Source organism: Sphingomonas sp. Leaf4, from assembly GCF_920939515.1.
In the GTDB taxonomy this organism is placed as follows: domain Bacteria; phylum Pseudomonadota; class Alphaproteobacteria; order Sphingomonadales; family Sphingomonadaceae; genus Sphingomonas.
In genome coordinates, this window is sequence record NZ_CAKLBB010000001.1 from 486,016 (window position 1) to 512,256 (window position 26,241).

27 protein-coding genes are annotated in these 26,241 nt (G+C 68.1%); 12 read left to right on the top strand and 15 right to left on the bottom strand.

What is annotated here, in order from left to right:
* Nucleotides 1–61: 61 nt before the first annotated feature.
* Together rpsD and LRA89_RS02135 are read right to left on the bottom strand one after the other, a co-directional pair.
* On the bottom strand, nucleotides 62–673 hold the full coding sequence (gene rpsD, locus LRA89_RS02130; RefSeq protein ID WP_055758364.1) for a 30S ribosomal protein S4: 612 nt from the start codon (nucleotides 671–673) through the stop codon (nucleotides 62–64).
* A 351-nt stretch (nucleotides 674–1,024) separates the two neighbouring features.
* Nucleotides 1,025–1,261, bottom strand: a complete 237-nt coding sequence (locus tag LRA89_RS02135; protein ID WP_055758367.1) for a hypothetical protein — start codon at nucleotides 1,259–1,261, stop codon at nucleotides 1,025–1,027.
* 123 nt (nucleotides 1,262–1,384) lie between these two features.
* Here LRA89_RS02135 and LRA89_RS02140 point away from each other — a divergent pair, with 123 nt between their 5' ends.
* On the top strand, nucleotides 1,385–1,696 hold the full coding sequence (locus tag LRA89_RS02140; RefSeq protein ID WP_230636024.1) for a chorismate mutase: 312 nt from the start codon (nucleotides 1,385–1,387) through the stop codon (nucleotides 1,694–1,696).
* 306 nt (nucleotides 1,697–2,002) lie between these two features.
* Here LRA89_RS02140 and LRA89_RS02145 read toward each other — a convergent pair whose 3' ends face one another.
* Nucleotides 2,003–3,007, bottom strand: a complete 1,005-nt coding sequence (locus LRA89_RS02145; RefSeq protein WP_230636026.1) for a TrmH family RNA methyltransferase — start codon at nucleotides 3,005–3,007, stop codon at nucleotides 2,003–2,005.
* A gap of 168 nt (nucleotides 3,008–3,175) precedes the next feature.
* On the opposite strand from LRA89_RS02145, the gene LRA89_RS02150 reads away from it, so the two are divergent.
* A complete protein-coding gene (locus tag LRA89_RS02150) occupies nucleotides 3,176–3,448 on the top strand; it encodes a hypothetical protein (protein ID WP_056499037.1) in 273 nt (90 codons plus the stop codon).
* A 184-nt stretch (nucleotides 3,449–3,632) separates the two neighbouring features.
* Here the strand turns inward: LRA89_RS02150 and topA are convergent, their stop codons facing one another.
* The 4 genes from topA to plsY form a co-directional block, all read right to left on the bottom strand.
* Nucleotides 3,633–6,233: a type I DNA topoisomerase gene (gene topA, locus LRA89_RS02155; RefSeq protein WP_230636028.1), complete on the bottom strand. Its 2,601-nt coding sequence runs from the start codon at nucleotides 6,231–6,233 to the stop codon at nucleotides 3,633–3,635.
* 117 nt (nucleotides 6,234–6,350) lie between these two features.
* Nucleotides 6,351–7,007, bottom strand: a complete 657-nt coding sequence (locus tag LRA89_RS02160; protein WP_156351554.1) for a hypothetical protein — start codon at nucleotides 7,005–7,007, stop codon at nucleotides 6,351–6,353.
* Nucleotides 7,004–8,095: a DNA-processing protein DprA gene (dprA, locus tag LRA89_RS02165; protein WP_230636030.1), complete on the bottom strand. Its 1,092-nt coding sequence runs from the start codon at nucleotides 8,093–8,095 to the stop codon at nucleotides 7,004–7,006. The genes LRA89_RS02160 and dprA overlap by 4 nt, the downstream gene beginning before the upstream one ends.
* The gene (gene plsY / locus LRA89_RS02170; protein WP_230636032.1) at nucleotides 8,088–8,654 is read right to left on the bottom strand and encodes a glycerol-3-phosphate 1-O-acyltransferase PlsY; all 567 of its coding nucleotides are present in this window, start codon (nucleotides 8,652–8,654) and stop codon (nucleotides 8,088–8,090) included. Before plsY ends, dprA begins: the two co-directional genes overlap by 8 nt.
* A 143-nt stretch (nucleotides 8,655–8,797) precedes the next feature.
* On the opposite strand from plsY, the gene murI reads away from it, so the two are divergent.
* Entirely contained in the window at nucleotides 8,798–9,595 is a 798-nt protein-coding gene (gene murI / locus LRA89_RS02175) for a glutamate racemase (RefSeq protein WP_230636033.1), read from the top strand.
* Nucleotides 9,596–9,932: 337 nt separating this feature from the next.
* Nucleotides 9,933–11,177, top strand: a complete 1,245-nt coding sequence (hemA, locus tag LRA89_RS02180; protein ID WP_230636035.1) for a 5-aminolevulinate synthase — start codon at nucleotides 9,933–9,935, stop codon at nucleotides 11,175–11,177.
* A 317-nt stretch (nucleotides 11,178–11,494) separates the two neighbouring features.
* On the opposite strand, the gene LRA89_RS02185 is transcribed toward hemA, so the two are convergent.
* Both LRA89_RS02185 and LRA89_RS02190 read right to left on the bottom strand, forming a co-directional pair.
* Complete coding sequence (locus LRA89_RS02185) at nucleotides 11,495–11,980, bottom strand: DUF3429 domain-containing protein (protein WP_230636037.1); 486 nt, start codon at nucleotides 11,978–11,980, stop codon at nucleotides 11,495–11,497.
* Complete coding sequence (locus LRA89_RS02190) at nucleotides 11,973–12,446, bottom strand: hypothetical protein (RefSeq protein ID WP_230636039.1); 474 nt, start codon at nucleotides 12,444–12,446, stop codon at nucleotides 11,973–11,975. The genes LRA89_RS02185 and LRA89_RS02190 overlap by 8 nt, the downstream gene beginning before the upstream one ends.
* Before the next feature lie 72 nt (nucleotides 12,447–12,518).
* On the opposite strand from LRA89_RS02190, the gene rpiB reads away from it, so the two are divergent.
* The 4 genes from rpiB (at nucleotide 12,519) to nrdR (ending at nucleotide 15,641) form a co-directional block, all read left to right on the top strand.
* A complete protein-coding gene (rpiB, locus tag LRA89_RS02195; protein ID WP_056499057.1) occupies nucleotides 12,519–12,959 on the top strand; it encodes a ribose 5-phosphate isomerase B in 441 nt (146 codons plus the stop codon).
* A 689-nt stretch (nucleotides 12,960–13,648) separates the two neighbouring features.
* Nucleotides 13,649–14,950, top strand: a complete 1,302-nt coding sequence (gene glyA / locus LRA89_RS02200; RefSeq protein WP_230636041.1) for a serine hydroxymethyltransferase — start codon at nucleotides 13,649–13,651, stop codon at nucleotides 14,948–14,950.
* A gap of 11 nt (nucleotides 14,951–14,961) precedes the next feature.
* Nucleotides 14,962–15,114 (top strand): hypothetical protein, encoded by a 153-nt coding sequence (locus tag LRA89_RS02205; protein ID WP_164490767.1) that lies wholly within the window; start codon nucleotides 14,962–14,964, stop codon nucleotides 15,112–15,114.
* A gap of 65 nt (nucleotides 15,115–15,179) precedes the next feature.
* A complete protein-coding gene (gene nrdR / locus LRA89_RS02210; RefSeq protein ID WP_082448146.1) occupies nucleotides 15,180–15,641 on the top strand; it encodes a transcriptional regulator NrdR in 462 nt (153 codons plus the stop codon).
* 116 nt (nucleotides 15,642–15,757) lie between these two features.
* Here nrdR and LRA89_RS02215 read toward each other — a convergent pair whose 3' ends face one another.
* The 5 genes from LRA89_RS02215 to LRA89_RS02235 form a co-directional block, all read right to left on the bottom strand.
* Complete coding sequence (locus LRA89_RS02215; RefSeq protein WP_230636042.1) at nucleotides 15,758–16,186, bottom strand: TIGR01244 family sulfur transferase; 429 nt, start codon at nucleotides 16,184–16,186, stop codon at nucleotides 15,758–15,760.
* 203 nt (nucleotides 16,187–16,389) lie between these two features.
* Nucleotides 16,390–18,150, bottom strand: a complete 1,761-nt coding sequence (locus LRA89_RS02220) for a RecQ family ATP-dependent DNA helicase (protein ID WP_230636046.1) — start codon at nucleotides 18,148–18,150, stop codon at nucleotides 16,390–16,392.
* A 45-nt stretch (nucleotides 18,151–18,195) separates the two neighbouring features.
* Nucleotides 18,196–18,981 (bottom strand): SAM-dependent methyltransferase, encoded by a 786-nt coding sequence (locus tag LRA89_RS02225; RefSeq protein ID WP_230636048.1) that lies wholly within the window; start codon nucleotides 18,979–18,981, stop codon nucleotides 18,196–18,198.
* Complete coding sequence (locus LRA89_RS02230; protein ID WP_230636050.1) at nucleotides 18,978–19,904, bottom strand: alpha/beta fold hydrolase; 927 nt, start codon at nucleotides 19,902–19,904, stop codon at nucleotides 18,978–18,980. Before LRA89_RS02230 ends, LRA89_RS02225 begins: the two co-directional genes overlap by 4 nt.
* Before the next feature lie 310 nt (nucleotides 19,905–20,214).
* Entirely contained in the window at nucleotides 20,215–22,032 is a 1,818-nt protein-coding gene (locus LRA89_RS02235; RefSeq protein WP_230636052.1) for an ABCB family ABC transporter ATP-binding protein/permease, read from the bottom strand.
* Between the two features lie 95 nt (nucleotides 22,033–22,127).
* On the opposite strand from LRA89_RS02235, the gene LRA89_RS02240 reads away from it, so the two are divergent.
* The 3 genes from LRA89_RS02240 (at nucleotide 22,128) to LRA89_RS02250 (ending at nucleotide 24,360) form a co-directional block, all read left to right on the top strand.
* Nucleotides 22,128–22,364: a hypothetical protein gene (locus tag LRA89_RS02240; protein WP_055758412.1), complete on the top strand. Its 237-nt coding sequence runs from the start codon at nucleotides 22,128–22,130 to the stop codon at nucleotides 22,362–22,364.
* 89 nt (nucleotides 22,365–22,453) lie between these two features.
* Nucleotides 22,454–23,557, top strand: a complete 1,104-nt coding sequence (locus LRA89_RS02245; protein WP_056499362.1) for a DUF475 domain-containing protein — start codon at nucleotides 22,454–22,456, stop codon at nucleotides 23,555–23,557.
* 53 nt (nucleotides 23,558–23,610) lie between these two features.
* Nucleotides 23,611–24,360, top strand: a complete 750-nt coding sequence (locus tag LRA89_RS02250; RefSeq protein ID WP_230768835.1) for a ubiquinone biosynthesis protein COQ4 — start codon at nucleotides 23,611–23,613, stop codon at nucleotides 24,358–24,360.
* A 277-nt stretch (nucleotides 24,361–24,637) separates the two neighbouring features.
* On the opposite strand, the gene LRA89_RS02255 is transcribed toward LRA89_RS02250, so the two are convergent.
* On the bottom strand, nucleotides 24,638–24,979 hold the full coding sequence (locus LRA89_RS02255) for a hypothetical protein (RefSeq protein ID WP_055758418.1): 342 nt from the start codon (nucleotides 24,977–24,979) through the stop codon (nucleotides 24,638–24,640).
* A 136-nt stretch (nucleotides 24,980–25,115) separates the two neighbouring features.
* Here LRA89_RS02255 and recF point away from each other — a divergent pair, with 136 nt between their 5' ends.
* Nucleotides 25,116–26,180: a DNA replication/repair protein RecF gene (recF, locus tag LRA89_RS02260; protein ID WP_230768836.1), complete on the top strand. Its 1,065-nt coding sequence runs from the start codon at nucleotides 25,116–25,118 to the stop codon at nucleotides 26,178–26,180.
* The last annotated feature ends 61 nt before the right edge of the window (nucleotides 26,181–26,241 follow it).

Sequence of the window (26,241 nt, forward strand, 5' to 3'; positions counted from 1 at the left end):
TTCGCCCCGCCGGCCGTTCGCGCTGAGGAAGTGCCTTGGTCCAGCTTTGCTGGACCTTGGCTCAGCGCGAATAGAACTCGACCACCAGGTTCGGTTCCATCTTCACCGGGTAGGGCACTTCGTCCAGCGTGGGAACGCGGGTGAACGTCACCTTGGTGCCTTCGGCGCCGATGTACTCAGGGATGTCACGCTCGGCGAGCTGCTGCGCTTCGAGGACCAGCGCCATTTCCTGCGCCTTGGTGCCAAGCGAGATCTCGTCGCCGACGAAGCAGCGGCGCGACGCGATGTTGCACTTCACGCCGTTGACGCGGACGTGGCCATGGCTGACGAGCTGGCGCGCGGCCCAGACCGTCGGCGCGAACTTCGCGCGGTACACGATCATGTCGAGGCGCTGTTCGAGCAGGCCGATCAGGTTCTGGCCGGTATCGCCCTTCATGCGCGACGCTTCTTCGTAGGTGCGCTTGAACTGCTTTTCGGTGACGTCGCCGTAATAGCCCTTGAGCTTCTGCTTGGCGCGGAGCTGGATGCCGAAGTCCGACATCTTGCCCTTGCGGCGCTGGCCGTGCTGGCCGGGGCCGTATTCGCGCTTGTTGACCGGGCTCTTGGGGCGACCCCAGATATTCTCGCCAAGACGGCGATCGAGCTTGTACTTGGCGCTGGAGCGCTTCGACATGGGTATTTCCAATGCAATTGCGTATGACGTTTGACCACCCGGCAGGGTGATCGCGAGTCCCGGTCTTCGCGGCCGGCAGATGCCGGGGCCACCGCTTCACCGGGGTGCGGGGCCAAATTGCGAAGCGGCGCGGTTAGCGGGCGGGGGCGGTGGAGTCAAGGCGGGGGTGGGGCAGTGCCGCCTGGGACCGGAGCAAAAGTCGATCGGAGCGCCGGCAACCTTGCTCCCCTCCCTGGCAGGGAGAGGTTGGGGGTGGGTCGGTTGGTAAGGAAACGGATGCGCGCCACAACCGGCCAACCCACCCCCGGCCCCTCCCTTGTCAGGGAGGGGAGAAGAAAGTCGATCCGCCCCTCAATAATTCTGGCGGCTGGTGCGGCGGCGCATCTGTTCGACGTCGGTGTTGTTCGCCGCGTCGATCGCCGCCCATTCGGTCGCGCTGTGGCATTCGCGCTTGGCGGCGACGCGCGATCCGGTGGGGGCGGGCATCTTGCGACAGATGCGCTCGTTCGGGTTCTTGGGCGGCACCGGCGCGGCGGGGGGCGTGGGCGCTTGCGCGAGGAGGGCTGCGAGCAGGAGGGCGGTCGACATGGGGCGGGGTCCTTCGATGTGGCGCGCGGGCCGGACCCGATACAAGCAGAGTGGGATGCGCGGGGCAACCGGTTGGTCGCGAGACGGTCGACAGCGGCGTTCGCGACGCTAAAGCGGGTGGCCATGACGACGATGATCCTGCCGCCCGCCGACTGCACCACCATGGCCGAGGTCCGCGCCGGCGTCGACAGCCTCGACCGCGAGCTGGTGGCGCTGCTGGCGCGGCGCTTCGGCTATATGGACGCCGCCGCGCGGATCAAGCCGGACCGCGGCGCGGTGCGCGACGAGGCGCGGAAAGCGCAGGTCATCGCCAATGCGCGTGCGGCGGCGGTCGCGGTGGGCGCGCCCGAGGCGGCGATAGGCGCGCTGTGGGAAGCGCTGGTCGAGGCGTCGATCGCCCATGAACTGGCAAGGTTCGACGCGACGCGGGGGTAAGCCACAACGCACCCGTCATTCCGGCGCAGGCCGGAATCCACGGATACGGGCCGTAGTGGTTCCATCGCAAACGTCGCCTGTCCATGGATTCCGGCCTGCGCCGGAATGACGGGGTTTAGGTCGGACGCGACATTCAGCCAATGCCACGCCTTTTCCTCGTTCCCGCGCAGGCGGGAACACATAGACGCAGCGGGCTTGGGTCGATCACCGGCGTCGGCGTGTATGGATCCCCGCCTGCGCGGGGATGACGCGGGGGGCGGGGGCAAGTTTCCCCTGCCGAAACTGAATGTCGATCCCGCCTAGGGGTCAGCGGCGGCGCTTTGCCCCGTCCAGCGCCGACAGCACGCCGCGCATCGTGCGGACTTCCTGCGAGGTCCAGCCGGCCTTGGTGAGCAGGGTGCGCAGCGTGCGGCGCGAGGTGACGGCGCGTTCGGGCGGATAGAAGAACCGTGCCGCCTCCAGCATGTCGTCGAGCTGGCCGATCATTCCCTCCAGCTCCTCGTGCGGGGCGGGTTCGCCGAGATCGACGACCGGCGGGCTGGCCAGCCCCTCGCCCTTCGACCATTCATACGCAACGAGGATCACCGCCTGCGCCAGATTGAGCGAGCCGAATTCGGGGTTGATCGGCACGGTCAGGATAGTGCGGGCAAGCGCCACGTCGTCGGTTTCCAGGCCGGAGCGCTCCGGGCCGAACAGGATCGCGGAGCGGCCGCCCTCGGCGCGGATCGCGGTTGCCGCCGCCTCGGGCGTCACCACCGGTTTGGTGATGCCGCGCTTGCGCACGGTGGTCGCATAGACGTGCGCGCAGTCGGCGACTGCCTCGGCGACGGTGTCATACACCACCGCGTCGCGCAGCACCTGATCGGCGCCGCTGGCCGCCGGACCCGCTTCGGGATTGGGCCAGCCGTCGCGCGGGGCGACGAGGCGCATCTCGACCAGACCGAAGTTCAGCATGGCGCGTGCCGCCTTGCCGATGTTCTGCCCCAGTTGCGGGCGGACGAGGACGATGACCGGCGCGTCGCTGCGTAGCGGTGCGGGATCGCCGCGATGCTGGGCGGAGACGGTCGACCAGTCGCCGCGGAACAGCCCTTCTTTCTTCTTGCGCGACCATTCGCCGACCTGTGTCGTGCGGGCCAGCGCGTCGGCTTCGTGATCGAACCCCTCGCTCCACATCAGCTCGACGGGCAGGCGGTCCTGCGTATGGCCGGGCACCGCGCCCGCGCCATGCGCGGCGACGGCGCGGTCGAGATCGTCGGTGTGGCCGGTGAAATAGCTGCCGTCGGCGCAGCGCAGGATATAGGCGTGGAACATGGCCGCGTTCGATACCGCCGGTGGGCGGCGGGGGGAAGGGGGACGGACACGTCATCCCTTCGGACGGTGGGCGGCGGCGTTAACCATTGTTCAACACCATGTCCGGTAATCAAACCTCCGTACCAAAAGGCTCGCGATGGACAGGGCCTGGTGAACAGGGGTTGTGACATGGGGCAGAGCTTGAAGGACGCGCATCGCCTGCATTCGGGCGACGAGGGATTGCGCTGGCTGGACCTCGGCATCCGCTATTCGAGCGGGACCGACGACACACGGATCGATCTGGTCGAGGCGCACAAGTGGTTCAATCTGGCGGCGATGTCGGGCCTCGACACCGCGCAGGAATGGCGCAGCGAGATCGCGACCGACATGACCGCGCGGCAGATTGCCGAGGCGCAGAAGGCGGCGCGGGCGTTCGTCGCGATGGGTGCGCTCGCGAACTGAGCGGCGGTATCGGAGCTTGCCAGCTTGCTGGCTAGCGGAGGTTGGGTGAGGGGCAAGCGAGCCCTTCAGGCTCGCGCGCTCGCATTCGCGAGCGCTTCCCCTCTCCCAGCTCCGACTAAGCTCTTGCTTTGCAAGGACCAAGTCTGCGCATCCCTCTCCCCTGAAGGGGAGAGGGAAGGGGGGGCTACTCGGCCTTTTTGGGTGCGGCCTTCTTCGCGGCGGGTTTCTTCGCCGCCGGTTTTTTCGCCGGAGCGTCGGCATCGTCGGCCTTCTTGGCAGCGGCCTTCTTCGGCGCGGCTTTCTTGGCCGGGGCCTTTTTCTTGCCCTTGGCCGGGGCGGCGGCGGCGCGGTCGTCGATCAGTTGCGCGGCTTCCTCCAGCGTCAGTGCCTGCGGGTCGATCGACTTGGGCACCGTCGCGTTGGTCGTGCCGTCGGTGATGTAGGGGCCGTAGCGGCCTTCCATCAGCTTCAGCTCGATCTCGGTGCGTGGATGGAGGCCCAGCACGCGCAGCGGCTCCTTCGCCGCGCCGCGCGCCGCGCGCCCGCCGCCCGCCGCCGCTTCGGCGAGTTTCACGACGGCGGCGTTCATGCCGGTTTCGAACACGTCGGCGGTCGTCTGCAACCGGGCATATTTGCCGGCGTGTTTCAGATACGGGCCGTAGCGCCCGATCGCCGCCTCGATCGGTTCGCCCGTTTCGGGGTGGTTGCCGATCGTGCGTGGCAGGCTGAGCAGTTTCAGCGCCCACTCCAGATTCAGCTCGCCGATGTCCTTGGGGATCGAGGCGCGCTTGGCCTCCTTGCCGTCGCCCAATTGGATATAGGGGCCGAAGCGCCCCGACTTGCGCTCGACCTCAAGGCCGGTCGCCGGGTCCTTGCCCAGCCCCTCGGGGCCGGAGTCGCCTTCCTCCTCGCCGCCCGGCTGCGCGAAGCGGCGGGTGTATTTGCATTCCGGGTAGTTGGAGCAGGCGACGAACGCGCCGAACTTGCCACCGCGAAGGGCAAGGCGACCCTCGCCGCAATTGGGGCACAGCCGGGGATCGGTGCCGTCGGCCCGTTCGGGGAACAGGTAGGACCCCAGGAACTGGTCGAGCTCGGCGGTGATCGCGCTGGGCTGCTGTTCCATCACTTCCGAGGTGCGCGGCTTGAAGTCGCGCCAGAAGGCTTCGAGCACCGCCTGCCACTGGGCGCGGCCGCCCGAGACGTCGTCCAACTCCTCCTCCAGCTCGGCGGTGAAGTCGTAGCCGACGTATTTCTCAAAGAAGCGTTCGAGGAAGGCGGTGAGCAGCCGCCCGGTTTCCTCGGCGAAGAAGCGATTCTTCTCGACGCGGACATAGCCGCGATCCTTCAGTACCTGAATGATCGAGGCATAGGTCGAGGGGCGGCCAATGCCCAGTTCCTCCAGCCGCTTGACCAGCGACGCTTCGGAGAAGCGCGGCGGCGGCTGGGTGAAATGCTGTTCGGCGACGACGTCCTTCTTGGCCGGCGCGTCGCCGGTGCGCAGGAGGGGGAGGCGGCGCGAATCCTCGTCCGCCGTATCGTCGCGGCCTTCCTCGTACAGCGCGAGATAGCCGGGGAAGAGCACGACCTGCCCGGTGGCGCGCAGGCCGGTCTGGCCGGTCTGGTCCTCCAGTTCGACGGCGGTGCGCTCCATCCGCGCCGATGCCATCTGGCTGGCGAGGGCGCGCTTCCAGATGAGGTCGTAGAGGCGGCCGTGGTCGCCCGATCCGGCGCGGTCCTTTGAGAAATCGGTCGGGCGGATCGCCTCGTGCGCTTCCTGCGCGTTCTTGGCCTTCGCCTGATACTGGCGCGGCTTGTCCGGCACGTAGCTGCCGTCGTAGCGCTTGGCGATCGCGCCGCGCGCGGCGTCGATCGCCGAGCCGTCCATCTGCACGCCGTCGGTCCGCATATAGGTGATCGCGCCGTCTTCGTAGAGGCTCTGTGCGATCCGCATCGTGTGACTGGCGGCGAAGCCCAGCTTGCGCGCGGCTTCCTGTTGCAGCGTCGAGGTGGTGAAGGGCGGCGGCGGGTTGCGCGTCGCGGGCTTCGTCTCGACGTTGATGACGGTGAAACGGCCATCGACCACCGCCGCCTTCGCGACCTCGGCCGATCCGGCATCGCCCAGCGACAGGCGGTCGAGCTTCTTGCCCTTCAATTTCACGAGGCGCGCGTCGAACGGCGTGCCGTCGGCCTCCATCTTGGCGATGACCGACCAATATTCCTGCGCGATGAACGTCTCGATCTCGCGCTCGCGCTCGACCAGCAGCCTGAGCGCCACCGACTGGACGCGGCCGGCCGACTTGGCGCCGGGCAGCTTGCGCCACAGCACCGGCGACAGGGTGAAGCCGACGAGATAGTCGAGCGCACGGCGCGCGCGATAGGCGTCGATCAGGTCGGTATCGAGTTCGCGCGGGGCCTTCATCGCCGCGAGGATCGCAGGCTTGGTGATCGCGTTGAACGTGACCCGTTCGACTTCCTTGGGTAGCGCGCGGCGCTTGCGCAGCACTTCCTGCACATGCCAGCTAATCGCCTCGCCTTCGCGATCGGGATCGGTCGCGAGGATCAGGCGGTCGGCGGTCTTGGCGAGATCGGTGATCGCCTTCAACTGCTTGGTCTTGTCGGCGTAAGTTTCCCAATCCATCGCGAAACCGTCGTCGGGCTTCACCGATCCGTCCTTGGGCGGCAGGTCGCGGACATGGCCGTAGGAGGCGAGGACGCGATAGTCGCCGCCCAGATATTTTTCGATGGTCTTCGCCTTGGCGGGCGATTCGACGATGACGAGCTGCATGGCGGTGGCGAACGATCCCTTACGTGTACGTGCGAGAGTGGGGAGCGGCAGGGGGTGGCGTCAAGTCGCGGCGGGCGTGATCGGGTAACGCGGGTTTGTGACGGTTGTGGCGCGGCGTCAGGCGAAGACGGCATCGAGCGGTTCGGGCTGCGTCGCGCGGTAGACCGCGACCGCGAGATACCAGCCGAGGATTTGCGAGCCGCTGTCGGCGATGCGGAGGAGGACGGTCAGTGCAATATCGGGCTGGACATCGTTGTAGACCAGTTCGGAAACGAGCAATCCGATGCCGACCGGCAGATGGATCAGCACCGCTATCAAGAAAAGGCGCGGCATCAGCGCACGGCTGCGTCGCGTGCTTTCGTCCATCGCCTCGATGACGCCGCGATCGCGGTGGGCGAACAGGATCGGCACCGCCGCGATCCAGCGGGCGTAGAGCCAGAGGCCGGGCAGGATCAGCAGCACAAAGCCGAGGGTGATGGCGATGCTGCTGACGAACAACAGTCCGAAAAACGCTGCGATGGCCCCGGGCGCGGCTGTCGCAAGCAGTCCGCCCCGTCGCATCGTGCGGCGGATCAGCGCATATTGCAGGCCGAACGATGCTAGCGCGATCAGCAGCACCATCGGCACGACGTTTGCGTCTGCGTCGTCGAGAATGTCGACAACCACGCCGGTGCCGGTCAGTACGATCAGCGCGATTGCCGCCATCGCCGGATCGCGCATCGCCTCGCGCCATGCCGCATGCAACAGCCCGGATACGCTCCCGATCGTCGTCATGTCAGGCTCACCCTGCCCCCTGCGTGCCGCTCCAGCCGGCCGGCCAGTTCGAGTTCGAGCAGCACCGTCTGGACGATGGCGGTGGGGCGGCCCGACTGGCGGACCAGTTCGTCGATTGCGACCGGCACCGGGCCGAGCAGCGTCGTGATCCGGCTACGGTCGCGGTCGTCGGCGTCGGCCGGGGTGGCGGGTTGCGGCACATAACCGCTACCGGGCGCGCGGAGCGCGCGCGGGTCGATCGGGCGGAGCATTTCGGCGACGTCGGCGGCGGTCTGGACCAGCGTCGCGCCTTCGCGGATCAGCAGGTTGCACCCCTGCGCGCGCGGATCGAGCGGGGAGCCGGGGACGGCCATGACCTCGCGCCCTGCCTCACCCGCCAGCCGTGCGGTGATGAGCGAGCCGGACTTCGGCGCAGCCTCGATCACGACGGTGCCGAGCGACAGGCCGGCGATGATGCGGTTCCGCGAGGGGAAGTGGCGCGCGAGCGGCTGGGTGCCGGGCGCTTGTTCGGCGACGAGCAGACCCTGCGTCGCCACCGCTTCCTGCAAATCGCGGTTTTCGGGCGGGAACACCACGTCGATGCCGCTGGCGATGACGCCGATCGTGGCATGGCCGATCGCCCCGCCATGCGCCGCGGTGTCGATGCCGCGCGCCAGCCCTGAGACGACGACGAAACCCGCCGCGCCCAGTTCCTCGGCCAGCCCCCGCGCGAATCGCACCGCCGCCGCCGAGGCGTTGCGCGCACCGACCAGCGCGACGCAGGGCCGGGCGGGCAGCGAGAGGTCGCCACGCACGATCAGCGCGGGCGGCGCGTTGTCGAGTTCGGTGAGGAGCGGCGGATAGTCGGGGTCGCCGAGCAGCAGATAGCGCCCGCCGAGCGAACGGACGGCGGCGATCTCGCGCCGGACGATGGCTTCGTCGGCCAGCAGCGGCGGGCGGCCACCGCCGCGCTGGGCGAGGAGGGGCAGCGCGTCGATCGCGCGAATCGCGTCGCCGTAGCGATCGATCAGCGCGCGAAAGGTGACGGGGCCGACGTTCGCCGAGCGGATCAGGCGGAGCGCCGCGAAGCGCGCCGCGCTGTCAGTCACGTTTGCGGCCGATCCGGGGTTCGGTGCCAACCAGCAGCCGATCGATATTCTCACGGTGTTTCCACAGCACGATCGCGGCGAGGCCGAGGAACAGCAGCACCAGATCGAACCGGCCCGCCGCCGCCGCAGCGACCGGCGCGGCGATCGCTGCCGCCATGCCGGCGACCGACGAGATGCGCAGCGTGCCGAGCAGCCCGAGCCAGACGACGGCATAGGCAAGGCCGCTCAACGGGTGCAGCGCGACGACGACGCCCATCATCGTCGCTACGCCCTTGCCACCACGAAAACGCAGCCACAGCGGATAGCAATGGCCGATGAACGCCGCCGCGCCCGCGACGAGTTGCTCGCCCGGGAACAGTGCGGCGACGAGTCCGACGGCGGCGGCGCCCTTCAACAGATCGAGTAGCAGCGTGGCGGCGGCCAGCCCCTTGCGACCGGTGCGCAGCACGTTGGTGGCACCGATGTTGCCCGACCCGATCGAACGCAGATCGCCCGCGCCGGCGATGCGGGTGAGCAGGATTCCCCACGGAATCGATCCCAGTACATAGCCGATCAGCATCGCCGCGACCGGCGGCCACCAGATGATTTCGCTCGGCAGTGATGCCCCCTGAACTTGCCGTCAACGCGGGCCAAGGTAAGGGAATGGAGGATTTCTTGCAACGCGGCGGGTGCGCCGGACGCGCCGAGGGTACGGATACGATCATGACGCAGGCGATACGACCGATACTGTTCTTCGATTCAGGCGTGGGCGGTCTGTCGGTGGTGACGCCGACGCTGGCGCTGCTGCCGAACGCGCCGATCGTCTATGCCGCCGATTCGGCCGGGTTTCCCTATGGCACGCGCTCGGAGGGTGAGATCGCGGCGCGGGTGCCGGCGCTGCTCGGGCGGCTGGTCGAGCGGTATCGGCCCAGGCTGGTGGTGATCGCGTGCAACACCGCCTCGACGATCGCGCTGGGCGCGGTGCGCGCGGCGCTCGACGTGCCGGTGGTGGGGACGGTGCCGGCGATCAAGCCGGCTGCCGCGATGAGCCGGAGCCGGGTGATCGGAGTGCTCGGTACGCAGGCGACGGTGCGCCAGCCCTATGTCGACGATCTGGCGGCGCGATTTGCCGCCGACTGCACCGTGCTGCGGCATGGATCGGCGGCACTGGTCGAACTGGCCGAGGCGGCGCTGGCGGGGGTGGCGCTGCCGCCGGGCGCGGTCGCAGGCGAACTGGACGGGCTGGTGGGCCAGGCGGGGGGCGGGCGGATCGACGTGATCGTCAACGCCTGCACGCATTTTCCGCTGCTGGAGGACGCGATGCGCGCGGTGCTGCCCGGGGTGGCGTTCATCGATGGCGGGCCGGGAATCGCGCGGCGGATCGTGGCGTTGACGGAAGGACAGGCGTTTCCGGATGCGCCTTCGCCGGGGAAGCTGGTGTTTACGCGGTTGGGGGAGCGGGAGGTGGCGTTGGGGGCGGCGTTGCAGGCTCGGGGGTTCGGGGTGGTCGAGGCGCTGTAGCGATTCGGGTTCACGCGAAGGCGCGGAGGGCGCGAAGAAGAAGAAGATTTAGTTCGCGCAGAGGCGCGGAGGCACGGAGGGGTTGCGGCTCACGGTCGTCCCGCGCCGAATGGCGCTGCTCCGTGCCGCGCTGTCGGATTGGGAGAGACGCTGCCGCGTCCGGGTCCTCTCTGCGCCTCCGCGCCTCCGCGTGAACAACCTTTCTTCGCGTCTTCGCGCCTTCGCGTGAAACCGGGCAAGCTACCCGGCAGATGGGACAATATGTCCAAGCTGACGATCAGCGTGACCGCTTTTATCCGCTGGCAACGCCTTGTTTCAACGGGTACACCCGCGCCCCATGAGCATCGACGCACGTCCGGCCCGCTCGGTCGATTATAACCGTGTCTTCGCCCAGGCGATCGATCGTCTGCACGAGGAAGGGCGCTACCGCGTCTTTATCGACATCCTGCGCAACAAGGGACAGTTCCCCAACGCGCGCTGCTTCGCCGGGCACAACGGGCCGAAGCCGATCACCGTATGGTGCTCGAACGACTATCTCGCGATGGGGCAGCACCCCGCCGTCATCGCGGCGATGGAGGAAGCGCTGCACGACGTCGGCGCGGGCTCTGGCGGTACGCGCAACATCGGTGGCAACACGCACTATCATATCGATCTGGAAACCGAACTCGCCGACCTGCACGGCAAGGAAGCGGCGCTGCTGTTCACCAGCGGCTATGTATCGAACGAGGCGACGCTGTCGACGCTGGCGCGGGTGCTGCCGGGCTGCGTGATCTTTTCCGACGAGCTGAACCATGCGTCGATGATCGCCGGCATCCGCCATTCGGGCTGCGAGAAGCGGGTGTTCCGCCACAACAACCTGCATCACCTCGAGGAACTGCTGGCGGCCGAGGACCCCGCCGTCCCGAAGCTGATCGCGTTCGAGAGCGTCTATTCGATGGACGGCGACGTCGCGCCGATCCACGCGATCTGCGATCTGGCCGACAAGTATAATGCGCTGACCTATCTCGACGAGGTGCATGCGGTGGGCATGTACGGCGCGCGCGGCGGCGGTATTTCGGAGCGCGACGACGCGGCCGACCGGCTGACGATCGTCGAGGGGACGCTGGGCAAGGCGTTCGGGGTGATGGGGGGCTATATCGCCGCCGACCGCACGGTGATCGACGTGATCCGCTCTTACGCGCCGGGGTTCATCTTCACGACCTCGCTGTCGCCCGTGCTGGTCGCGGGCGCGCTGGCGAGCGTGCGGCATTTGAAGGCATCAAGCGCCGAGCGCGACGGGCAGCAGGCGGCGGCGGGCACGCTCAAGGCGCTGTTCGCTGACGCGGGGCTGCCGGTGATGGACACGACCACGCATATCGTGCCGCTGATGGTCGGCGATCCGGTGAAGGCGAAGCGGATCAGCGACATCTTGCTGCGCGAATATGGCGTGTATGTGCAGCCGATCAATTATCCCACGGTGCCGCGCGGCACCGAGCGGCTGCGCTTCACGCCGGGGCCGGCCCATGACGAGGCGATGATGCGCGACCTGACGGCGGCGCTGGTCGAGATCTGGGGCCGGCTGGAGTTGCGCAAGGCGGCCTGATTTCGGGTCCGCGCGGAGGTCGCGAAGGTCGAAGAAGTAGAAGAATTTGGGTTCGCGCGGAGGCGCTGAGGCGCGGAGGGGTTGCGGCTCACGGTCGTTTCATACCGTTTGATCGAGGCGTCGCCCCAGCGAAGGCTGGGGCCTCAAGCGGCTCCTGTCGCGCACCAGCCCCGGGAAATCCCAGCCTTCGCTGGGATAACGCCTTGTTTCAAGGTAGATGGGACCGGAATTCACGAAGGACACTGCCGCGTCCGAATCCTCTCTGCGCCTCTGCGCGAGCCGACCTTCCTCTTCGTATCGTCACACCCACGCGCGGATCAAAGTCCGCTTATCACCCGCTCCAACAGCAGCCCGGCGACCAGCGTCAGGACGGCGAGGCCGACCGATAGCGGCACCCGCAGCTTCATCCACCATGGCGGGACATGCCCCGCGCGCACCAGCGCCATGTCGACCGTGAGCGATACGAGCAGCCCGGCGGCGAGGATCGCCGCGCCCGACGTCGGGGATGGGAAGAACACCGCACCCGCCGCCAGCGCGACGAGCGAGGGCACGACCGCGACCGCCAGCCAGAGCGCCAGCCCGGCCCCGGTGACGCGGGCGGCGGCGGCACCCCACCACATGCCGCCCAGAAAGCTGAGGATCAGCGCGGCGTAGAGCAGCGATAGCGTCAGCAGGAGCCCGCCGAGGAACGGATTGGTCAGCCACACGACGATCGCGATGATCGGCGGCAACAGCCCGGCATAGCCGAGCAGCAACGCCGACACCGGTGGCTTACGCGACGGTTCGACGACCGGATCAGTCACGGCAATAGCCTTCACCCGACGCCACGGTCAGGCAGTCGCGCTTGTCCGCCAGCCATTTGAGGCCGGTCGCCGCGCCGTCGGAAGGGCGCAGCAGCAGCGTTTCGCCGCCGCGCTCGAAGCGGATGCCCTCGGGCGTCACCGTGCCGGCGAAGCTGCCCTTGTTGTCGAGGTCATACTGCATCTCGAGTTGCACGTCGTCCTGTGCCGGATCGCTGACGACCAGGTACATTCCCTCGACGCCGGTCCAGCGGCCGAGATAGCGCGTGGCGCTCGCCAGCGGCGTGGCGGTGGCGCTGGGGGTCGGCGTGGGTGTCGCCGACGGGGTAGGCGAGCGGGGGGCCGGCAGGTCGGCCTCGGCGCTGTTCTCGATCGCGGCCTGGGTGGCGGCCCCTTCGCTGCGCCGTTCGTTCGCTCCGCAGCCGGCCAGTGCCACCGACAGTCCCAGTCCGATCATCGCCCATCGCATCCGCCCGACTCCTTAGGCATTGCCTTCTTCTCGACCTAGCGCGCCGTGTCACGTCCCGCTAGAAGCTGCGCCATGGCCCGTATCGCACTCGCTTCCGACCATGCCGCCCTCGCGCTCAAGGCAGAACTCGCCACTTGGTTGCATGGGGAGGGGCATGACGTATCCGATCTTGGGCCGCACGAGGCGGCGAGCGTCGATTATCCCGACTATGGCTACAAGCTCGCGCAGGCGGTGGCGGGCGGCGAGGCCGACTTCGGCGTGGCGCTGTGCGGGTCGGGAATCGGCATCTCGATCGCGGTGAACCGGGTGGCGGCGTGCCGCTGTGCCTTGGTATCGGAACCGCTGTCCGCCGCGTTGGCGCGTGAGCATAACGACGCGAATGTGATCGCGATGGGCGCGCGGCTGGTGGGGTCGGAAATGGCGAAGGCTTGCCTGTCGGCGTTTCTGATGACGCCGTTCGGGGGCGACAGGCATCGGCGGCGGGTGGACAAGCTGGGCAATCCGCCGGTCTGAACTGGGTTCACGCGAAGGCGCGAAGGGCGCGAAGAAAGAGAAGGTTTTTCGCGCAGAGGCGCAGAGGCGCGGAGGGGTTTCGGCTCACAGGCGTTCCGCGCCGAATAGGCCTATTGCTTGCCGCTGGCGTTTGATGTGCGTGCCCTGAAACGAACGTCGTCCTAAGGCCGATCGACATTCAGCTATTCCGGTGCAGTCCGTAGTCGAAAACACTATCCTCCTTTGTCACCCCGGACTTGTTCCGGGGTCCACCGTGCAGCGATCGGTGCCGCTCGAGGCACTTGCGACAGCGTGGGCGGCCAGGTGGACCCCGGAACAAGTCCGGGGTGACGGAGATGATCTTTGCTGGCGTTACGGCCGACGGAATGTCGATCGATCCCACCGAATGCCGGGATCTCCCGGTGGGTGTGCGTGACCGGAGCCGCGTGAAACCCCGACCTTCGCTGGGGTGACGTTTCGTGCAGGGGAGTCGACCTGTGAAATAAGAGAGACGCTGCCGCGTCCGAATCCTCTCCGCGCCTCCGCGCCTCTGCGCGAACAACCCTTCTTCTTCGCGCCCTTCGCACCTTCGCGTGAAACGCAATTCCCCCGCACCGAAGGGAACCAAACCCCATCTGCCGGGTGGCATTTCGATGACAGGGCGACTAAGTGCGCGCGCAAGCCCATTCTCCTTCGGAGCCGCTTGACCCATGACCGCTATCGACCAGTTCCGCCCCGCCGGGTTCTTCGACACGTCGCTCGCCGATGCCGACCCCGCCGTCTTCGCCGGCGTCGCCCATGAGCTGGAGCGCGAACGCTATCAGATCGAGCTGATCGCGTCGGAAAACATCGTGTCGAAGGCGGTGCTGGAAGCGCAAGGGTCGGTCTTCACCAACAAATATGCCGAGGGCTATCCCGGCAAACGCTATTATCAGGGCTGCCACCCGTCGGACGAGGTCGAGCAACTGGCGATCGACCGTGCCAAGGCGCTGTTCGGCTGTGGCTTCGTCAACGTGCAGCCGCATTCGGGCGCGCAGGCGAACGGCGCGGTGATGCTGGCGCTGACGAAGCCCGGCGACACGATCATGGGCATGAGCCTCGACGCCGGGGGCCACCTGACCCACGGCGCGAAGGCGGCGATGTCGGGCAAGTGGTTCAACGCGGTGCAGTACGGCGTCGACCGCGAGACGCATCTGATCGATTACGACGCGGTCGAGGCGCTGGCGAAGGAGCATCGCCCGACACTCATCATCGCCGGCGGGTCGGCCTATCCGCGCCAGATCGATTTCGCGCGGTTCCGCGCGATCGCTGACGAGGTGGGCGCGAAGTTCATGGTCGACATGGCGCATTTCGCGGGGATCGTCGCCGCCGGGCAGCACCCCACGCCGTTCGGCCATGCCCATGTCGTCACCACCACGACGCACAAGACGCTGCGGGGCCCACGCGGCGGCATGGTGCTGACCGATGACGAGGCGATCGCCAAGAAGATCAACTCGGCGGTGTTCCCCGGCCTTCAGGGCGGTCCGCTGATGCACGTCATCGCCGCCAAGGCGGTGGCGTTCGGCGAGGCGCTGCGGCCCGAGTTCAAGGACTATATCCGCGCGGTGGTGGCCAATGCGCAGACGCTGGCGGCGACGCTGAAGGCACGCGGCGCGAACGTCGTTGCCGGCGGCACCGACACGCATCTGGCGCTGATCGACCTGACGCCGCTGGGCGTCACCGGCCGCGATGCCGACGAGGCGCTGGAGCGCGCCGCCATCACCTGCAACAAGAACGGCATCCCGTTCGATCCGCTGCCCCCGGTCAAGACCAGCGGCATCCGCGTCGGATCACCCGCCGGCACGACGCGCGGCTTCGGCGAGGCCGAGTTCACCGAGATCGGCCACATGGTCGCCGACGTGCTCGACGGTCTGCGCGCGAAGGGCGAAGCCGGGGACCCGCAGGTCGAGGCGGACGTTAAGGCCCGGGTTCGGGTGCTGTGCGAGCGGTTCCCGATCTATCCCGGTCTGTAAGGAGTAGACGCATGGTGAAGGACAAGACGCTCGGCAAGAGCATGGCGAAATGGGGCGCGCTGGGCGCGGTCGTGGCGATCCCGGTGCCGTTCGTCGGCCCGCTGATCGGCGCGGCGGCGGGTGCCGGCTATGCCTATTTCAAGGCGAAGAAGCCGCGTTATTGAGTGAAACACGGCCGGTCCCAAGCGATCGGCCGGGTTCCGGGGTAGCCTCGAATACAGGAATGACGATGCGCTGCCCCTTTTGTGCCCATGAAGACAGCCAGGTGAAGGACAGCCGCCCGAGCGACGACGGCGCGGCGATCCGGCGGCGGCGCCAGTGCAGCGGCTGCGGCGCGCGCTTCACCACGTTCGAGCGTATCCAGCTTCGCGACCTGACCGTCGTGAAGTCCGACGACCGGCGGCAGGCGTTCGATCGCGACAAGCTGCTGCGATCGGTCGCGACGGCGTGCCGCAAGCGGCCGATCACCCCGATTCAGGTCGAGCGGATCGTGTCGGGCATCCAGCGCCAGTTGGAGACGACCGGCGACAGCGAGGTCACGTCGCTCAGGATCGGCGAGCTGGTGATGGAGGGGTTGCAGGGCCTCGACCCGGTCGCCTACATCCGGTTTGCCAGTGTTTACAAAGACTTCCGCGAGGCGAAGGATTTCGAGGCGTTCGCGGGGACGCTGGGGGATGCGGGGCAGGAGTAGCACCTGCCCCTGTGTCATTCCCGCGCAGGCGGGAGTCCATAGACGCTGCGGTTCGGACAGGATGCGCAGGCGTTGCGTGTATGGACTCCCGCCTTCGCGGGAGTGACGAATGTGGCTTATCTACCCGACAGCGCGTCGAGCGTCGGGCGCATTCCCGACAGGTCGTAGCCCGCCGCCTGCCCCTTGGCGACCAGTGTGTCCGATGCCTCCCCCTGCTTGGCGCTGGCGAGCGCCCACAGGTTGCACGAGCGGGTGCCCGAGCGGCAATAGGCGAGCACCTGTCCCGGTGCGTCGGCGAGGACGGCGGTCATCGCGTCGATCTGCGGATGGCTGAAACCGGCATGGGTGATCGGGATCGCGTGATAGGTTAGGCCCGCACTTTCCGCCGCTGCCGCGATGCTGTCGCCGTCGGGCTGGCCGGCATCCTCGCCATCGGGGCGGTTGTTGACGATGGCGGTGAAGCCCTGCGCCTTGAGCGTCGCCACGTCGTCGGCGGTGATCTGCGGGCTGACCGAAATGCGGTCGTCGATACGGCGGATGTCCATGGGGGCGGGTGTAGCGTGGGGGGCGGGGGCGTGCAAATGTCGGATCGACGTTCCGCTTCTCCCCTCCCTGACAAGGGAGGGGTCGGGGGTGGGTTGACCTGCGAGGGAACGTAGCGTCCACCCCGAACCTACCCACCCCCAACCCCTCCCTTGTCAGGGAGGGGAGCAGTTTCGGTGGTGTTCCGGTTGAATGTCGGACTGGCCTAGTATTGCTGAATGACGCCCAAGAAGGCGTCGCCATAGGCCTGTAGCTTCTTTTCGCCGATGCCGGTGATGCGGCGCAGGCCGCCGATGGTCTGCGGGCGTTCCGCCGCCATCTCGCGCAGCACCGAATCGTGGAAGATGACATAGGGCGGCACGCCAGCCTCCTGCGCCAGTTCGCGGCGTTTGGCGCGCAGCGCCTCGAACAGCGGATCGCCCGAGGGGTTGGGGGTGGCGTCGCCCCGGCGGCGGCGTTCGCGTTTCGGGGGCACGATCAGCGACAGCGTGTCGCCCCCTTTGAGCAACCCGCGCGCGGCGGGGCCGAATTCGAGGCCGCCATGGTCGTTGGCGCGCAGCGCGTCGCGCAGTTGCAGCGCGCGGCCGACGGGCTTGAGCAGCGCCACTTCATCGCCGTCGACGATGTTCCAGACCGAGAGGTTTTCATGCCCGTTGGTCATGCTGCGTTCGGTCGACTGGCCGGTCAGCACTTGTTCGATATAGGTCGCGCCGAACATCATTCCGGTGCGGAACACCGCCGAGAGATATTTCTGCGCGACCTGCGTCGCGTCGACCGCATTGGGTGGGGAGAGGCAATTGTCGCAGTTGCCGCAGAACTCGGGGGGTGATTCGCCGAAGTGGCGGAGCAGGATCGCGCGGCGGCACCCCGCCGTCTCGACCAGTGCGCCCAGCGCGTTGAGCCGCTGGCGCTCGCCCGGCTGGCGCGACGGTTCGACCTCGCCGATGCGCTGGCGGGCGCGGGCGAAATCGTCGGCGCCCCAGAACAGGTGCGCGACCGCCGGATCGCCGTCGCGGCCCGCGCGGCCGGTTTCCTGATAATAGGCCTCGATCGATTTGGGCAGGCCGGCGTGGGCGACGAAGCGGACGTCGGGCTTGTCGATCCCCATGCCGAACGCGATGGTCGCGACCATCACCATATCCTCGGACGCGACGAATTCATGCTGGTTGCGCTGGCGGACGGCGGGGTCGAGCCCGGCGTGGTAGACGCGGACCGGGCGGCCGGTCTTGGCGAGCGCTTCGGCGAGGCGTTCGGTGCCGGCGCGCGACTGGACGTAGACGATGCCGGGGCCGGGGGTGGCGGCGATCACGTCGGCGATCTGGCGCGTGCCCTGATCGCGCGGCGAGATGTGATAGCGGATGTTGGGCCGGTCGAAGCCGGCGACGATCAGCCCATCGTGCGGAATGCCGAGCTGGTCGAGGATGTCAGCGCGGGTATGCGCGTCGGCGGTGGCGGTGAGCGCGAGGCGCGGGACATCGGGAAACTGGTCGAACAGCGGGCGCAGCAGGCGATAGTCGGGGCGGAAGTCGTGGCCCCATTCGCTGACGCAATGCGCCTCGTCGATCGCGAACAGCGACAGGTTGCCGCGCGAGAGCAGTTCGCGGAAATCGCTGCCCGAGGCACGTTCGGGCGCGACGTAGAGCAGGTCCAGATCGCCGTCGAGGAAGCGACCGCGTGTCTCGGCGCGATTGTCGTCGGCCGAGGTCAGCGTCGCGGCGCGGATGCCGACGGCGGTGGCGGCGCGCAACTGGTCGTGCATCAGCGCGATCAGCGGCGAGACGACGACGCAGGTGCCCGGCAACATTTGCGCGGGCAATTGATAGGTCAGCGACTTGCCGGCACCGGTCGGCATGACGGCGAGGGTGCGTTCGCCGGCCAGCACGCGGTCGACCACCTGCCGCTGGACGCCGCGAAAGTCGGGAAAGCCGAAGGTCGATTGCAATACGGGGATCGGGTCGAGCGCCATCGGCCTTCACCTAGGGATGCGGGAGCGGGGCGTCGAGGGGGGAGGCTATCGGTTCCGTGTCGCGCGCCAGTCGGGGCCGGTGATCGTCGCTTCACCGACCTGACCGGTGTAGCTGCGGCCGCCGGCGGTGAAGCGCAGCATGGTTCCGCGCAGCGATCCGGTGAGCGCGGTGCCGCCCATGGTGCCGGTCACGTCCTGAAACCGCTGGTCGAGGGTGAGCGGCACGGTGGTGCCATCGGCCAGCGTCGCCTGCCATTCGCCCCCGGCCACTGCCGGGACGATCCACAGATAGACGCGACGGTCGCCGACCAGCCGTTCGCCATCGGCACGCCAGTCGCCCATGTCGAAAGCGTGGGTGACGATGCGGGTGCCGGGTTTGAGTTCGGTCAACAGGCGCGGGCGCAGCGCGAGGTTGATGCGGGGCAACAGGTACATCGTGACCACGTTGGCCTGCGCCAGCGGCACGTCGAACAGGTTCGCGCGGGAAAAGCGCGCCTTGTCCGCCAGCGAGACGAGCGCGGCGTTGCGCCGGGCGCGCTCGACCAGCGCGGCGTCGATCTCCACGCCGCTGGCGGTGGCCCCGCGCTCCGCCGCCGCGAGGACGATGCGGCCGTCGCCCGAGCCGAGGTCGATCAGCGTGTCGCCGGCCTTCACCTGCCCCAAGTCGAGCATCGCGTCGACCACCGGCTCGGGGGTGGGGACATAGGGCACGTCATAGTCGGGCTCGCGCGCGGCGATGCCGGTGCCGGCGAGGATATGCCCCATGCCGTCGCCATGCGCGTTGCAACCGGTCAGCAGCAGCGCGAGCAGGGCGACGCGGACGTGCCTCACCGGGCGGCCAGCCATGCGGCGGTTTCGCGCGGATGGGTGACGGGCAGCATATGGCCGCCGGGCATCAGCGTGAGCTGTGCGCCGGGAATGGCCTGCGCGGTGTCGGCCCCTTGCGCGGCGGGATCGAGCAGGTGATCGTCGGCCCCGTACAATATCGCGACCGGCAGGGTGATGTCGGCATAGCGCGGCACCATGGACGTCAGCGCGCGATTGGCGTCCCCGATCTCGAACGCACCGGCTTCATAGGCCGAGGGGCGCAGCGTCAGCAGTCCGCCGCCGCGCGTGCCGAAGTCGGCCGGTACCGGATCGGGCGCGAAAATCTGGTTGGCGACCGCCATCCCGGTCAGGGTGGTGAGCGGCGTGCCGATCGTCCATGCGGCAAGACCGCGCAAGGGCGCGGGCGGGACCTTGCCACGGAACACCGGCGGCATCGCCTGCACCGGCCGGGTGAGCGGGGCGATGAGCGCGAGCCCACGCACCTTGCTTGCGTGGTTGAGCGCCAGCGCGAGTGCGACCGCGCCGCCCATTGAATGGCTGACGAGCAGCGGGCGGTCGAGCCCGAGCGCATCGATCGCGTCGGCGATCATCCGCGCCTGCGTCTCGATCGGCGGCGGGGTGCCCTCGACGGTCGAATGACCCCAGCCGGGGCGATCGATCAGGATCATGCGATGGTCGCCGCCGATCGCCTGCGTCAACGCGTAGGAGAAATTGCGGAGCTGGCCGTACAGCCCGTGGATCATGACCAGCGTGGGGCCGGTGCCGCCGGTATCGACATAATGGAGCCGCGCGCCGGGCACATCGACGAAATCGCCGTCGGGCGGCACCATCGCGTCCGCCGTCGCTGCGGCGATGGCGGTCCACCCGACCAGTACGCCGCCGATCAGGGCGGTGGTGGTCAGCGTCTTTCGCAGGCGATCGTTCATGCGTGGGTCCTCCGGCATCGCAGCGGGATACGCTTGGGGGGTAGGAAGGGTCCTTTTTGGTTTATGCCGGTTGGTGGATTGGGTCACGCGAAGGCGCGAAGCGCGCGAAGAAGGTTGGTTCGCGCAGAGGCGCAGAGGCGCGGAGAGGGATCGGACGCGGCAGCGTCTCTCGATCCACGAAGTGACATGGTGCAGCGCCATTCGGCGCGGGGCGATCGTGGGCCGCAACCCCTCTGCGCCTCCGCGCCTCTGCGCGAACCAAACTTCCCTTATTCTTCTTAGCACCCGTCACGCCTTCGCGTGAAACCCCTCAAGCCTCCGCCAGCGCCGCCTCGCGTTCGGCGGCCTGGCGTGCCCACATCTCGGCATAGACCCCGCCCGATCGCAGCAGGTCGCCGTGCGATCCGCTTTCGACGACGCGGCCGGCCTCCAGCACGACGATGCGGTCTGCGTGGACCACGGTCGACAGGCGGTGGGCGATGACGATCGTGGTGCGGCCGCGCTCGATGCGGGCCAGCGTTTCGAGGATGTCGGCCTCGGTCCGGCTGTCGAGCGCGCTGGTCGCTTCGTCGAGGATCAGGACCGGCGGGTTCTTGAGCAGCGTGCGCGCGATGGCGACGCGCTGTTTCTCGCCGCCCGACAGTTTCAGGCCACGTTCGCCGACGCGGGTGTCGAGCCCTTGCGGAAGCGCGGCGATGAACGGCGCGATCGCCGCGCCGCGCGCCGCTTCGGCGACCGCCTCGGGCGTGGCATCGGCGCGGCCATAGGCGATGTTGTAGCCGATGGTGTCGTTGAACAGCACCGTGTCCTGCGGGACGATGCCGATCGTCGCGCGCAGCGACGCCTGGCTGACGCCGGCAATATCCTGTCCGTCGATGGTGATGCGCCCCGCCGTCGGATCGTAGAAGCGGAACAGCAGCCGGGCGAGCGTCGACTTGCCCGCACCTGAGGGGCCGACGACGGCGAGGGTGGTGCCGGCCGGCACGTCGAGATCGATGCCACTTAGGATCGCGCGGCCATCGCCATAGCCGAACGAGACATTCTCGAACCGGACCGCGCCCTGTGTCACCGACAGCGCGGGCGCTTGCGCCCGGTCGACGACGTCGGCCGGCGTGTCGATCAGGTCGAACATCGCGCCCATGTCGACCACGCCCTGCCGCACGGTGCGATAGACCATGCCGAGCAGGTCGAGCGGGCGGAACAACTGGGTCAGCAGCGTCGACACCAGCACCACGTCGCCCGGCGAAAACGTGCCGCGCGCCCAGCCGAACACGATCAGCGCCATGCCGCCGCCGAGCATCAGCGCGGTGATGAACGCCTGCCCGATGTTGAGCAGCGCCAGCGAGTTTTCCGACTTCACCGCTGCATCGGCATAGCCCGCGACCGCACGGTCGTAGCGGGCGGCCTCGCGCTCCTCGGCGCCGAAATATTTGACCGTCTCGAAATTCAGCAGCGAATCCACCGCATGGGCGACCGCGCCGGTGTCGAGGTCGTTCATCCGTTCGCGCAGGGATGAACGCCAGTCGGTGACGAGGCGGGTGAAGGCGATGTAAATCACCACCATCGCCAGCGTGCCCGCGACCAGCCAGGATCCAAAGCGCGTGCCGAAGATCCACAGCACCAGCCCCAGTTCGAGGATGGTCGGCGCGATGTTGAACAGCAGGAAATACAGCATCGTGTCGATGCTCTTAGTGCCGCGTTCGACGACCCGGGTGACGGCCCCGGTGCGCCGTTCGAGGTGGAAGCGCAGCGACAGCGCGTGGAGGTGGCGGAACACCGATGCCGCCAGCCGCCGGGTCGCGTCCTGTCCGACGCGCTCGAACACGACGTTGCGCAGATTGTCGAACAGGGTGCCCGCAAAGCGCGCGGCGGCATAGCCCGCGACGAGCGCGACGACGAGCCACAGCGCACCCCGCGACCCCGCCGCCATCGTGTCGATCGCGCCCTGCAACGCAAACGGCGCGCCGCGCACCTGCACCACCTTCGACGCGACGACCAGCGCCAGCGCGGCGACGATGCGGACCCTCAGCCCCGTGGCCCCGGCGGGCCACAGATAGGGGAGAAAGCGGCGGAGCGTCGCCAGCATCGGTCGGGTCGGACCGGAGGCGAGATGGGTTTCAGGGGGCATTGCAAGCGCCATTTGGGGCGTCGGGCGCGCCGCCGCAACGCTTCGTCGGAACATCTGCCGCGATTGCGGATTGAAACCACGGTAGGAGACGGGCGATGGCACCACTGGTTTACATCATGGCGATCCTGGGTTGCGGCGACGACGGCGCGGCCTGTACCCGTGAGCGGATCGCCCCGGCGAGCTACACGTCGGTGGCGGAATGCCGCGCGGCGATGCCGGCGATGCTCGCGCGCAATACCGACCTGTCCTATCCGGTGGTCAGCGCTTCGTGCGAGCGCGGCGACGCGCAGATTGTCGAGCGGCTGCCGGTTTCGCCGCAACGCAGCGGCTGATCCTTTGACTGGCGCGCCCGACACGCTATTCGAACGCTAACGCGGTAGACGGCCTTTCCGGCCGGCGATCGGACAAGGGGGCGTCGGTGCTGCTGAAATATTACAAGGGTTCGTTTATCTTCACGGCCATCTGTTTGGCGTTGGCCGGATGGTTGGGATGGGAGCTGACCGGCAATGTCGCCGGGACGCTCGGCATTTTGTGGATCACCGCCGTGCTCGGCGTGCTCGAAGTGTCGTTGTCGTTCGACAATGCCGTCGTCAACGCAACGGTGCTGCGCGACATGGACGACAAGTGGCGGCACCGCTTCCTGACATGGGGCGTGCTGATCGCGGTGTTCGGCATGCGGATTCTGTTCCCGGTTGCGATCGTCGCCATCGCGGCGAAGGTCGGACCGATCGCGGCGATCGAACTCGCGGCGGGTGATCCGAAACGGTATCAGGAAATCATCGAAGGCGCGCATATCGGCATCGCCGGGTTCGGTGGCGCGTTTCTCGGTATGGTCGGGCTGAACTTCTTTCTGGACTCCGACAAGGACACCCACTGGATCGCGCCGATCGAACGGCCGATCGCGGGCCTGTCGCAGATCAGCGGCGTCGCTATCGGCATCGTCCTGCTGGTGATGTATGCGGTGTCGACCCTGCTCACCACCGACGAGGCGCTGACCTATCTCGTCGCGGGCATGCTGGGGCTGGTGGCGTTCATCGTCGTCCACGGACTGGGCACCCTGCTGGAAGGCGATCCCGATGCCGTGACCGGCGCGGTCGCACGCTCGGGGCTGGCGTCGTTCCTGTATCTGGAAGTGCTCGATGCGTCCTTCTCGTTCGACGGGGTGATCGGGGCGTTCGCACTGTCGAACAACCTGTTCATCATCGCCCTCGGCCTTGGCATCGGCGCGATGTTCGTGCGGTCGATGACGATCATGCTGGTCGACCACGGTACGCTCAGCGAATATCGCTACCTCGAACATGGGGCGTTCTACGCGATCATCGCGCTGGCGATCATCATGCTGCTGTCGGCCAACCGGAACCTGCATATCCCCGAAACCGTCACCGGGTTGATCGGTGCCAGCCTGATCGGTCTGGCGTTCTGGTCGTCGGTGCGGGCCAACAAGAACAACCCTGACGATACGTTGGCCGAAGCCGATCCGGTGACGCCGTCGGGCGCGCCGCTCGACGGACCGCGCGGCGCTTGAACCCGCCGGCCTGCGGCGTCATACTGACATCATTGTAAGCAATGGAGTCGGGCATGGCGACGCAGGCGGTGGAACCGGTACAGCCCATGGCGCGCGACTGGCGCGCGGCATGGGCGGCGCTGCGCCGGTTGCTGGCAAATGGCGATGACACGGTGCAGGTGTTCCGCATCATGCGCGCGCTGAACGCCGATACCAGCCACCGCAACTATGCCCAGCTGCTGACCGTACCGGGCGGCGGCAAGCTGGCCTATGATCGTGTCGAGCTGTCCGAACGGTTTTCCGACCAGGCATGGCTCGACGCGCTGCCTGACGGGAGCGTTGGGGCGGCCTATCGCGGCTTCCTCGACCGGACCGGGTTCTCGGCGCAGGGATTGGCCGACCTCAGCTATGCCGATGGCGAGGGCTGGCAGCGGATCGAGCATCCGGTCGCGTGGTTCGGCCGGCGCGAGCGCGACGTCCACGACATCTGGCACGTCCTGACCGGCTATACCGCCGAGGAACATCTGGGCGAGGCATGCCTAGTCGCCTTTTCCTATGCCCAGACCGGCGGATGGGGCTGGGCGGCGATCGGGATCGGCGCGGCGGTGAAGTCGCTGCGCGTTACCGGCGAGCGGGGTTTCGCGAAAGCGGTGTGGGAAGGCTATCGCCATGGCCGCCGCGCGCGGTGGCTGCATGCCGAGGATTATGAGGCACTGCTGGCCGAGCCGCTGGAGACGGCGCGACGGCGGCTGAGCATCGCCGAGCCGGTCGCCTATCGCGTCGCGCAGGCGCGGCTACGCAAGCGGGGGATTTCAGGAATATAAGGTCGTGATCCGTCCGGGTGGAAGCAGCCGTTATCCCGGCGTAGGCTGGCAACCGGGCCGGATCGGCATTCAGCGATTTCGTTGCCGAATCCGTCACCCCGGATTTATTCCGGGGTCCACGGTACCGCGACCGATGCCGCTCGAGGCACTTGCGACAGCGTTTGCGGCCAAGTGGACCCCGGAACCAGTCCGTGGTGACGAAAGAGGGCGGTGTTTTCGACTACGGACCGCACCAGAATAGCTGAATGTCGATCGGCTCTAGATTAAATGTCGTCCATTACTTCGCCAGTGCGGCGCTCGCCTGCGCCTCGCCGGCATCGCGGACTGCCTTGGCGCGGGCTTCGGCCTGTTGCTCGACCAGCTTGGCTTCGTCACGGATCGCCTCGGCGCGGACCTTCAGCCGTTGCGCGTCGTATCCGCCGCCCTGGCCCGCCTGATTGAGCAGTCCTTCAGCCTCTACCTTCATCTGCGCGGTCTGGTTTTCCGCTGCTGCCTCGATCGCATCGGCCTGTGCGTCGGCCTGATCGCGAAGCTGTTCGGCGCGCTGCTGCTGCGGCGTCTGGGCACCGCAGGCGGAAACGGCGAAGGCGGCGGCGGCAACGAAGGTGAAGCGGTTCATACAAGCGTCCTGTATCCAGTACCGATGCAATTCACAGGGAGCCGGAAAGTTTCGTTCGTATAACGTTTGGATGACACCGCCCCTGTCCCGCGATGGGTATCGCGCCGAAGCGGGGCACCCTACATGCAGGCGGACGATGCTGACCCGCCTGACGCTCACCGACTTTCGCAACCATGCGGCGGCGACCATCGCGCCGGGGCCGGGCTTCGTGGTGCTGAGCGGTCCCAATGGCGCGGGCAAGACCAATGTGCTCGAAGCGGTGTCGCTGCTGGCGCCGGGACGCGGGCTGCGCCGGGCCGCGCTGTCGGACATGGCGCGCGACGGCGGGGCGGGGGGCTTCGGCGTCGCCGCCGATCTGGTGGGCGACGTGCGGCTGGCGACGGGGGCGCAGGCCAATGCCCCCGAACGGCGGATCGTGCGGGTGAACGGGGCCAATGCCGCCGCGACCGTGCTGGCCGAATGGCTGTCGGTCCTGTGGCTGACCCCGGCGATGGACCGGCTGTTCGTCGAGCCGGCGGGCGAGCGGCGGCGGTTCCTCGACCGGCTGACATTGGCGCTCGATCCGGGCCATGCGACGCAGGCGACGCGCTATGACGCGGCGATGCGCCAGCGCAACCGGCTGCTGACGGAGGAGGGGGTAGCCGATCCCGACTGGCTGGCGGCGCTGGAGGCGCGGATGGTCGAGCATGGCGTGGCACTCGCCGCCGCCCGCGCCGACTGCGTCGCGGCGCTCGACGCGCGGATCGACGCGGCGGGATCGGCCGATTTCCCGCGGGCCTCGGTAGGGCTGGCGGGGTGGGACAGCGATGCGGCCCGGTTCGCGCAGGATCTGGCGCAGGGCCGGGCGCGCGATGCGGCGGCGGGGCGCACGCTGGTCGGGCCGCACCGGGTCGACCTGATCGTCGCCGATCGCGACCGGGGCATGGCGGCGGCGCGCTGTTCGACCGGCGAGCAGAAGGCGCTGTTGCTGGGGCTGGTGCTGGCGCATGCCGAACTGGTTGCCGCGCGCACCGGCCGCGCCCCGGTGCTGCTGCTCGACGAGGTCGCGGCGCATCTCGACCCCGATCGGCGCGCGGCGCTGTTCGCGCGGGCGGCGGGGATCGGGCAGGTGTGGCTGACGGGCACCGAGGCGGGGCTGTTCGCGGCGGTGCCGGGTGATGCGTCGCGCTTCGTGGTGGCGGACGGCATGGTTGCTGTCTGACGGTTGACCTTTTCCCCTCAAGCGCCTATTTGCCGCATCGCAGCGACGCTTTTTCAGGCAG

Bases quoted from the DNA above. Each gene is read 5' to 3' on its own strand.
- rpsD (WP_055758364.1), bottom strand. From the start codon at position 673: ATGTCGAAGCGCTCCAGCGCCAAGTACAAGCTCGATCGCCGTCTTGGC.
- LRA89_RS02135 (WP_055758367.1), bottom strand. From the start codon at position 1,261: ATGTCGACCGCCCTCCTGCTCGCAGCCCTCCTCGCGCAAGCGCCCACG.
- LRA89_RS02140 (WP_230636024.1), top strand. From the start codon at position 1,385: ATGACGACGATGATCCTGCCGCCCGCCGACTGCACCACCATGGCCGAG.
- LRA89_RS02145 (WP_230636026.1), bottom strand. From the start codon at position 3,007: ATGTTCCACGCCTATATCCTGCGCTGCGCCGACGGCAGCTATTTCACC.
- LRA89_RS02150 (WP_056499037.1), top strand. From the start codon at position 3,176: ATGGGGCAGAGCTTGAAGGACGCGCATCGCCTGCATTCGGGCGACGAG.
- topA (WP_230636028.1), bottom strand. From the start codon at position 6,233: ATGCAGCTCGTCATCGTCGAATCGCCCGCCAAGGCGAAGACCATCGAA.
- LRA89_RS02160 (WP_156351554.1), bottom strand. From the start codon at position 7,007: ATGACGACGATCGGGAGCGTATCCGGGCTGTTGCATGCGGCATGGCGC.
- plsY (WP_230636032.1), bottom strand. From the start codon at position 8,654: ATGCTGATCGGCTATGTACTGGGATCGATTCCGTGGGGAATCCTGCTC.
- murI (WP_230636033.1), top strand. From the start codon at position 8,798: ATGACGCAGGCGATACGACCGATACTGTTCTTCGATTCAGGCGTGGGC.
- hemA (WP_230636035.1), top strand. From the start codon at position 9,933: ATGAGCATCGACGCACGTCCGGCCCGCTCGGTCGATTATAACCGTGTC.
- LRA89_RS02190 (WP_230636039.1), bottom strand. From the start codon at position 12,446: ATGCGATGGGCGATGATCGGACTGGGACTGTCGGTGGCACTGGCCGGC.
- rpiB (WP_056499057.1), top strand. From the start codon at position 12,519: ATGGCCCGTATCGCACTCGCTTCCGACCATGCCGCCCTCGCGCTCAAG.
- glyA (WP_230636041.1), top strand. From the start codon at position 13,649: ATGACCGCTATCGACCAGTTCCGCCCCGCCGGGTTCTTCGACACGTCG.
- LRA89_RS02205 (WP_164490767.1), top strand. From the start codon at position 14,962: ATGGTGAAGGACAAGACGCTCGGCAAGAGCATGGCGAAATGGGGCGCG.
- nrdR (WP_082448146.1), top strand. From the start codon at position 15,180: ATGCGCTGCCCCTTTTGTGCCCATGAAGACAGCCAGGTGAAGGACAGC.
- LRA89_RS02215 (WP_230636042.1), bottom strand. From the start codon at position 16,186: ATGGACATCCGCCGTATCGACGACCGCATTTCGGTCAGCCCGCAGATC.
- LRA89_RS02220 (WP_230636046.1), bottom strand. From the start codon at position 18,150: ATGGCGCTCGACCCGATCCCCGTATTGCAATCGACCTTCGGCTTTCCC.
- LRA89_RS02230 (WP_230636050.1), bottom strand. From the start codon at position 19,904: ATGAACGATCGCCTGCGAAAGACGCTGACCACCACCGCCCTGATCGGC.
- LRA89_RS02235 (WP_230636052.1), bottom strand. From the start codon at position 22,032: ATGCCCCCTGAAACCCATCTCGCCTCCGGTCCGACCCGACCGATGCTG.
- LRA89_RS02240 (WP_055758412.1), top strand. From the start codon at position 22,128: ATGGCACCACTGGTTTACATCATGGCGATCCTGGGTTGCGGCGACGAC.
- LRA89_RS02250 (WP_230768835.1), top strand. From the start codon at position 23,611: ATGGCGACGCAGGCGGTGGAACCGGTACAGCCCATGGCGCGCGACTGG.
- LRA89_RS02255 (WP_055758418.1), bottom strand. From the start codon at position 24,979: ATGAACCGCTTCACCTTCGTTGCCGCCGCCGCCTTCGCCGTTTCCGCC.
- recF (WP_230768836.1), top strand. From the start codon at position 25,116: ATGCTGACCCGCCTGACGCTCACCGACTTTCGCAACCATGCGGCGGCG.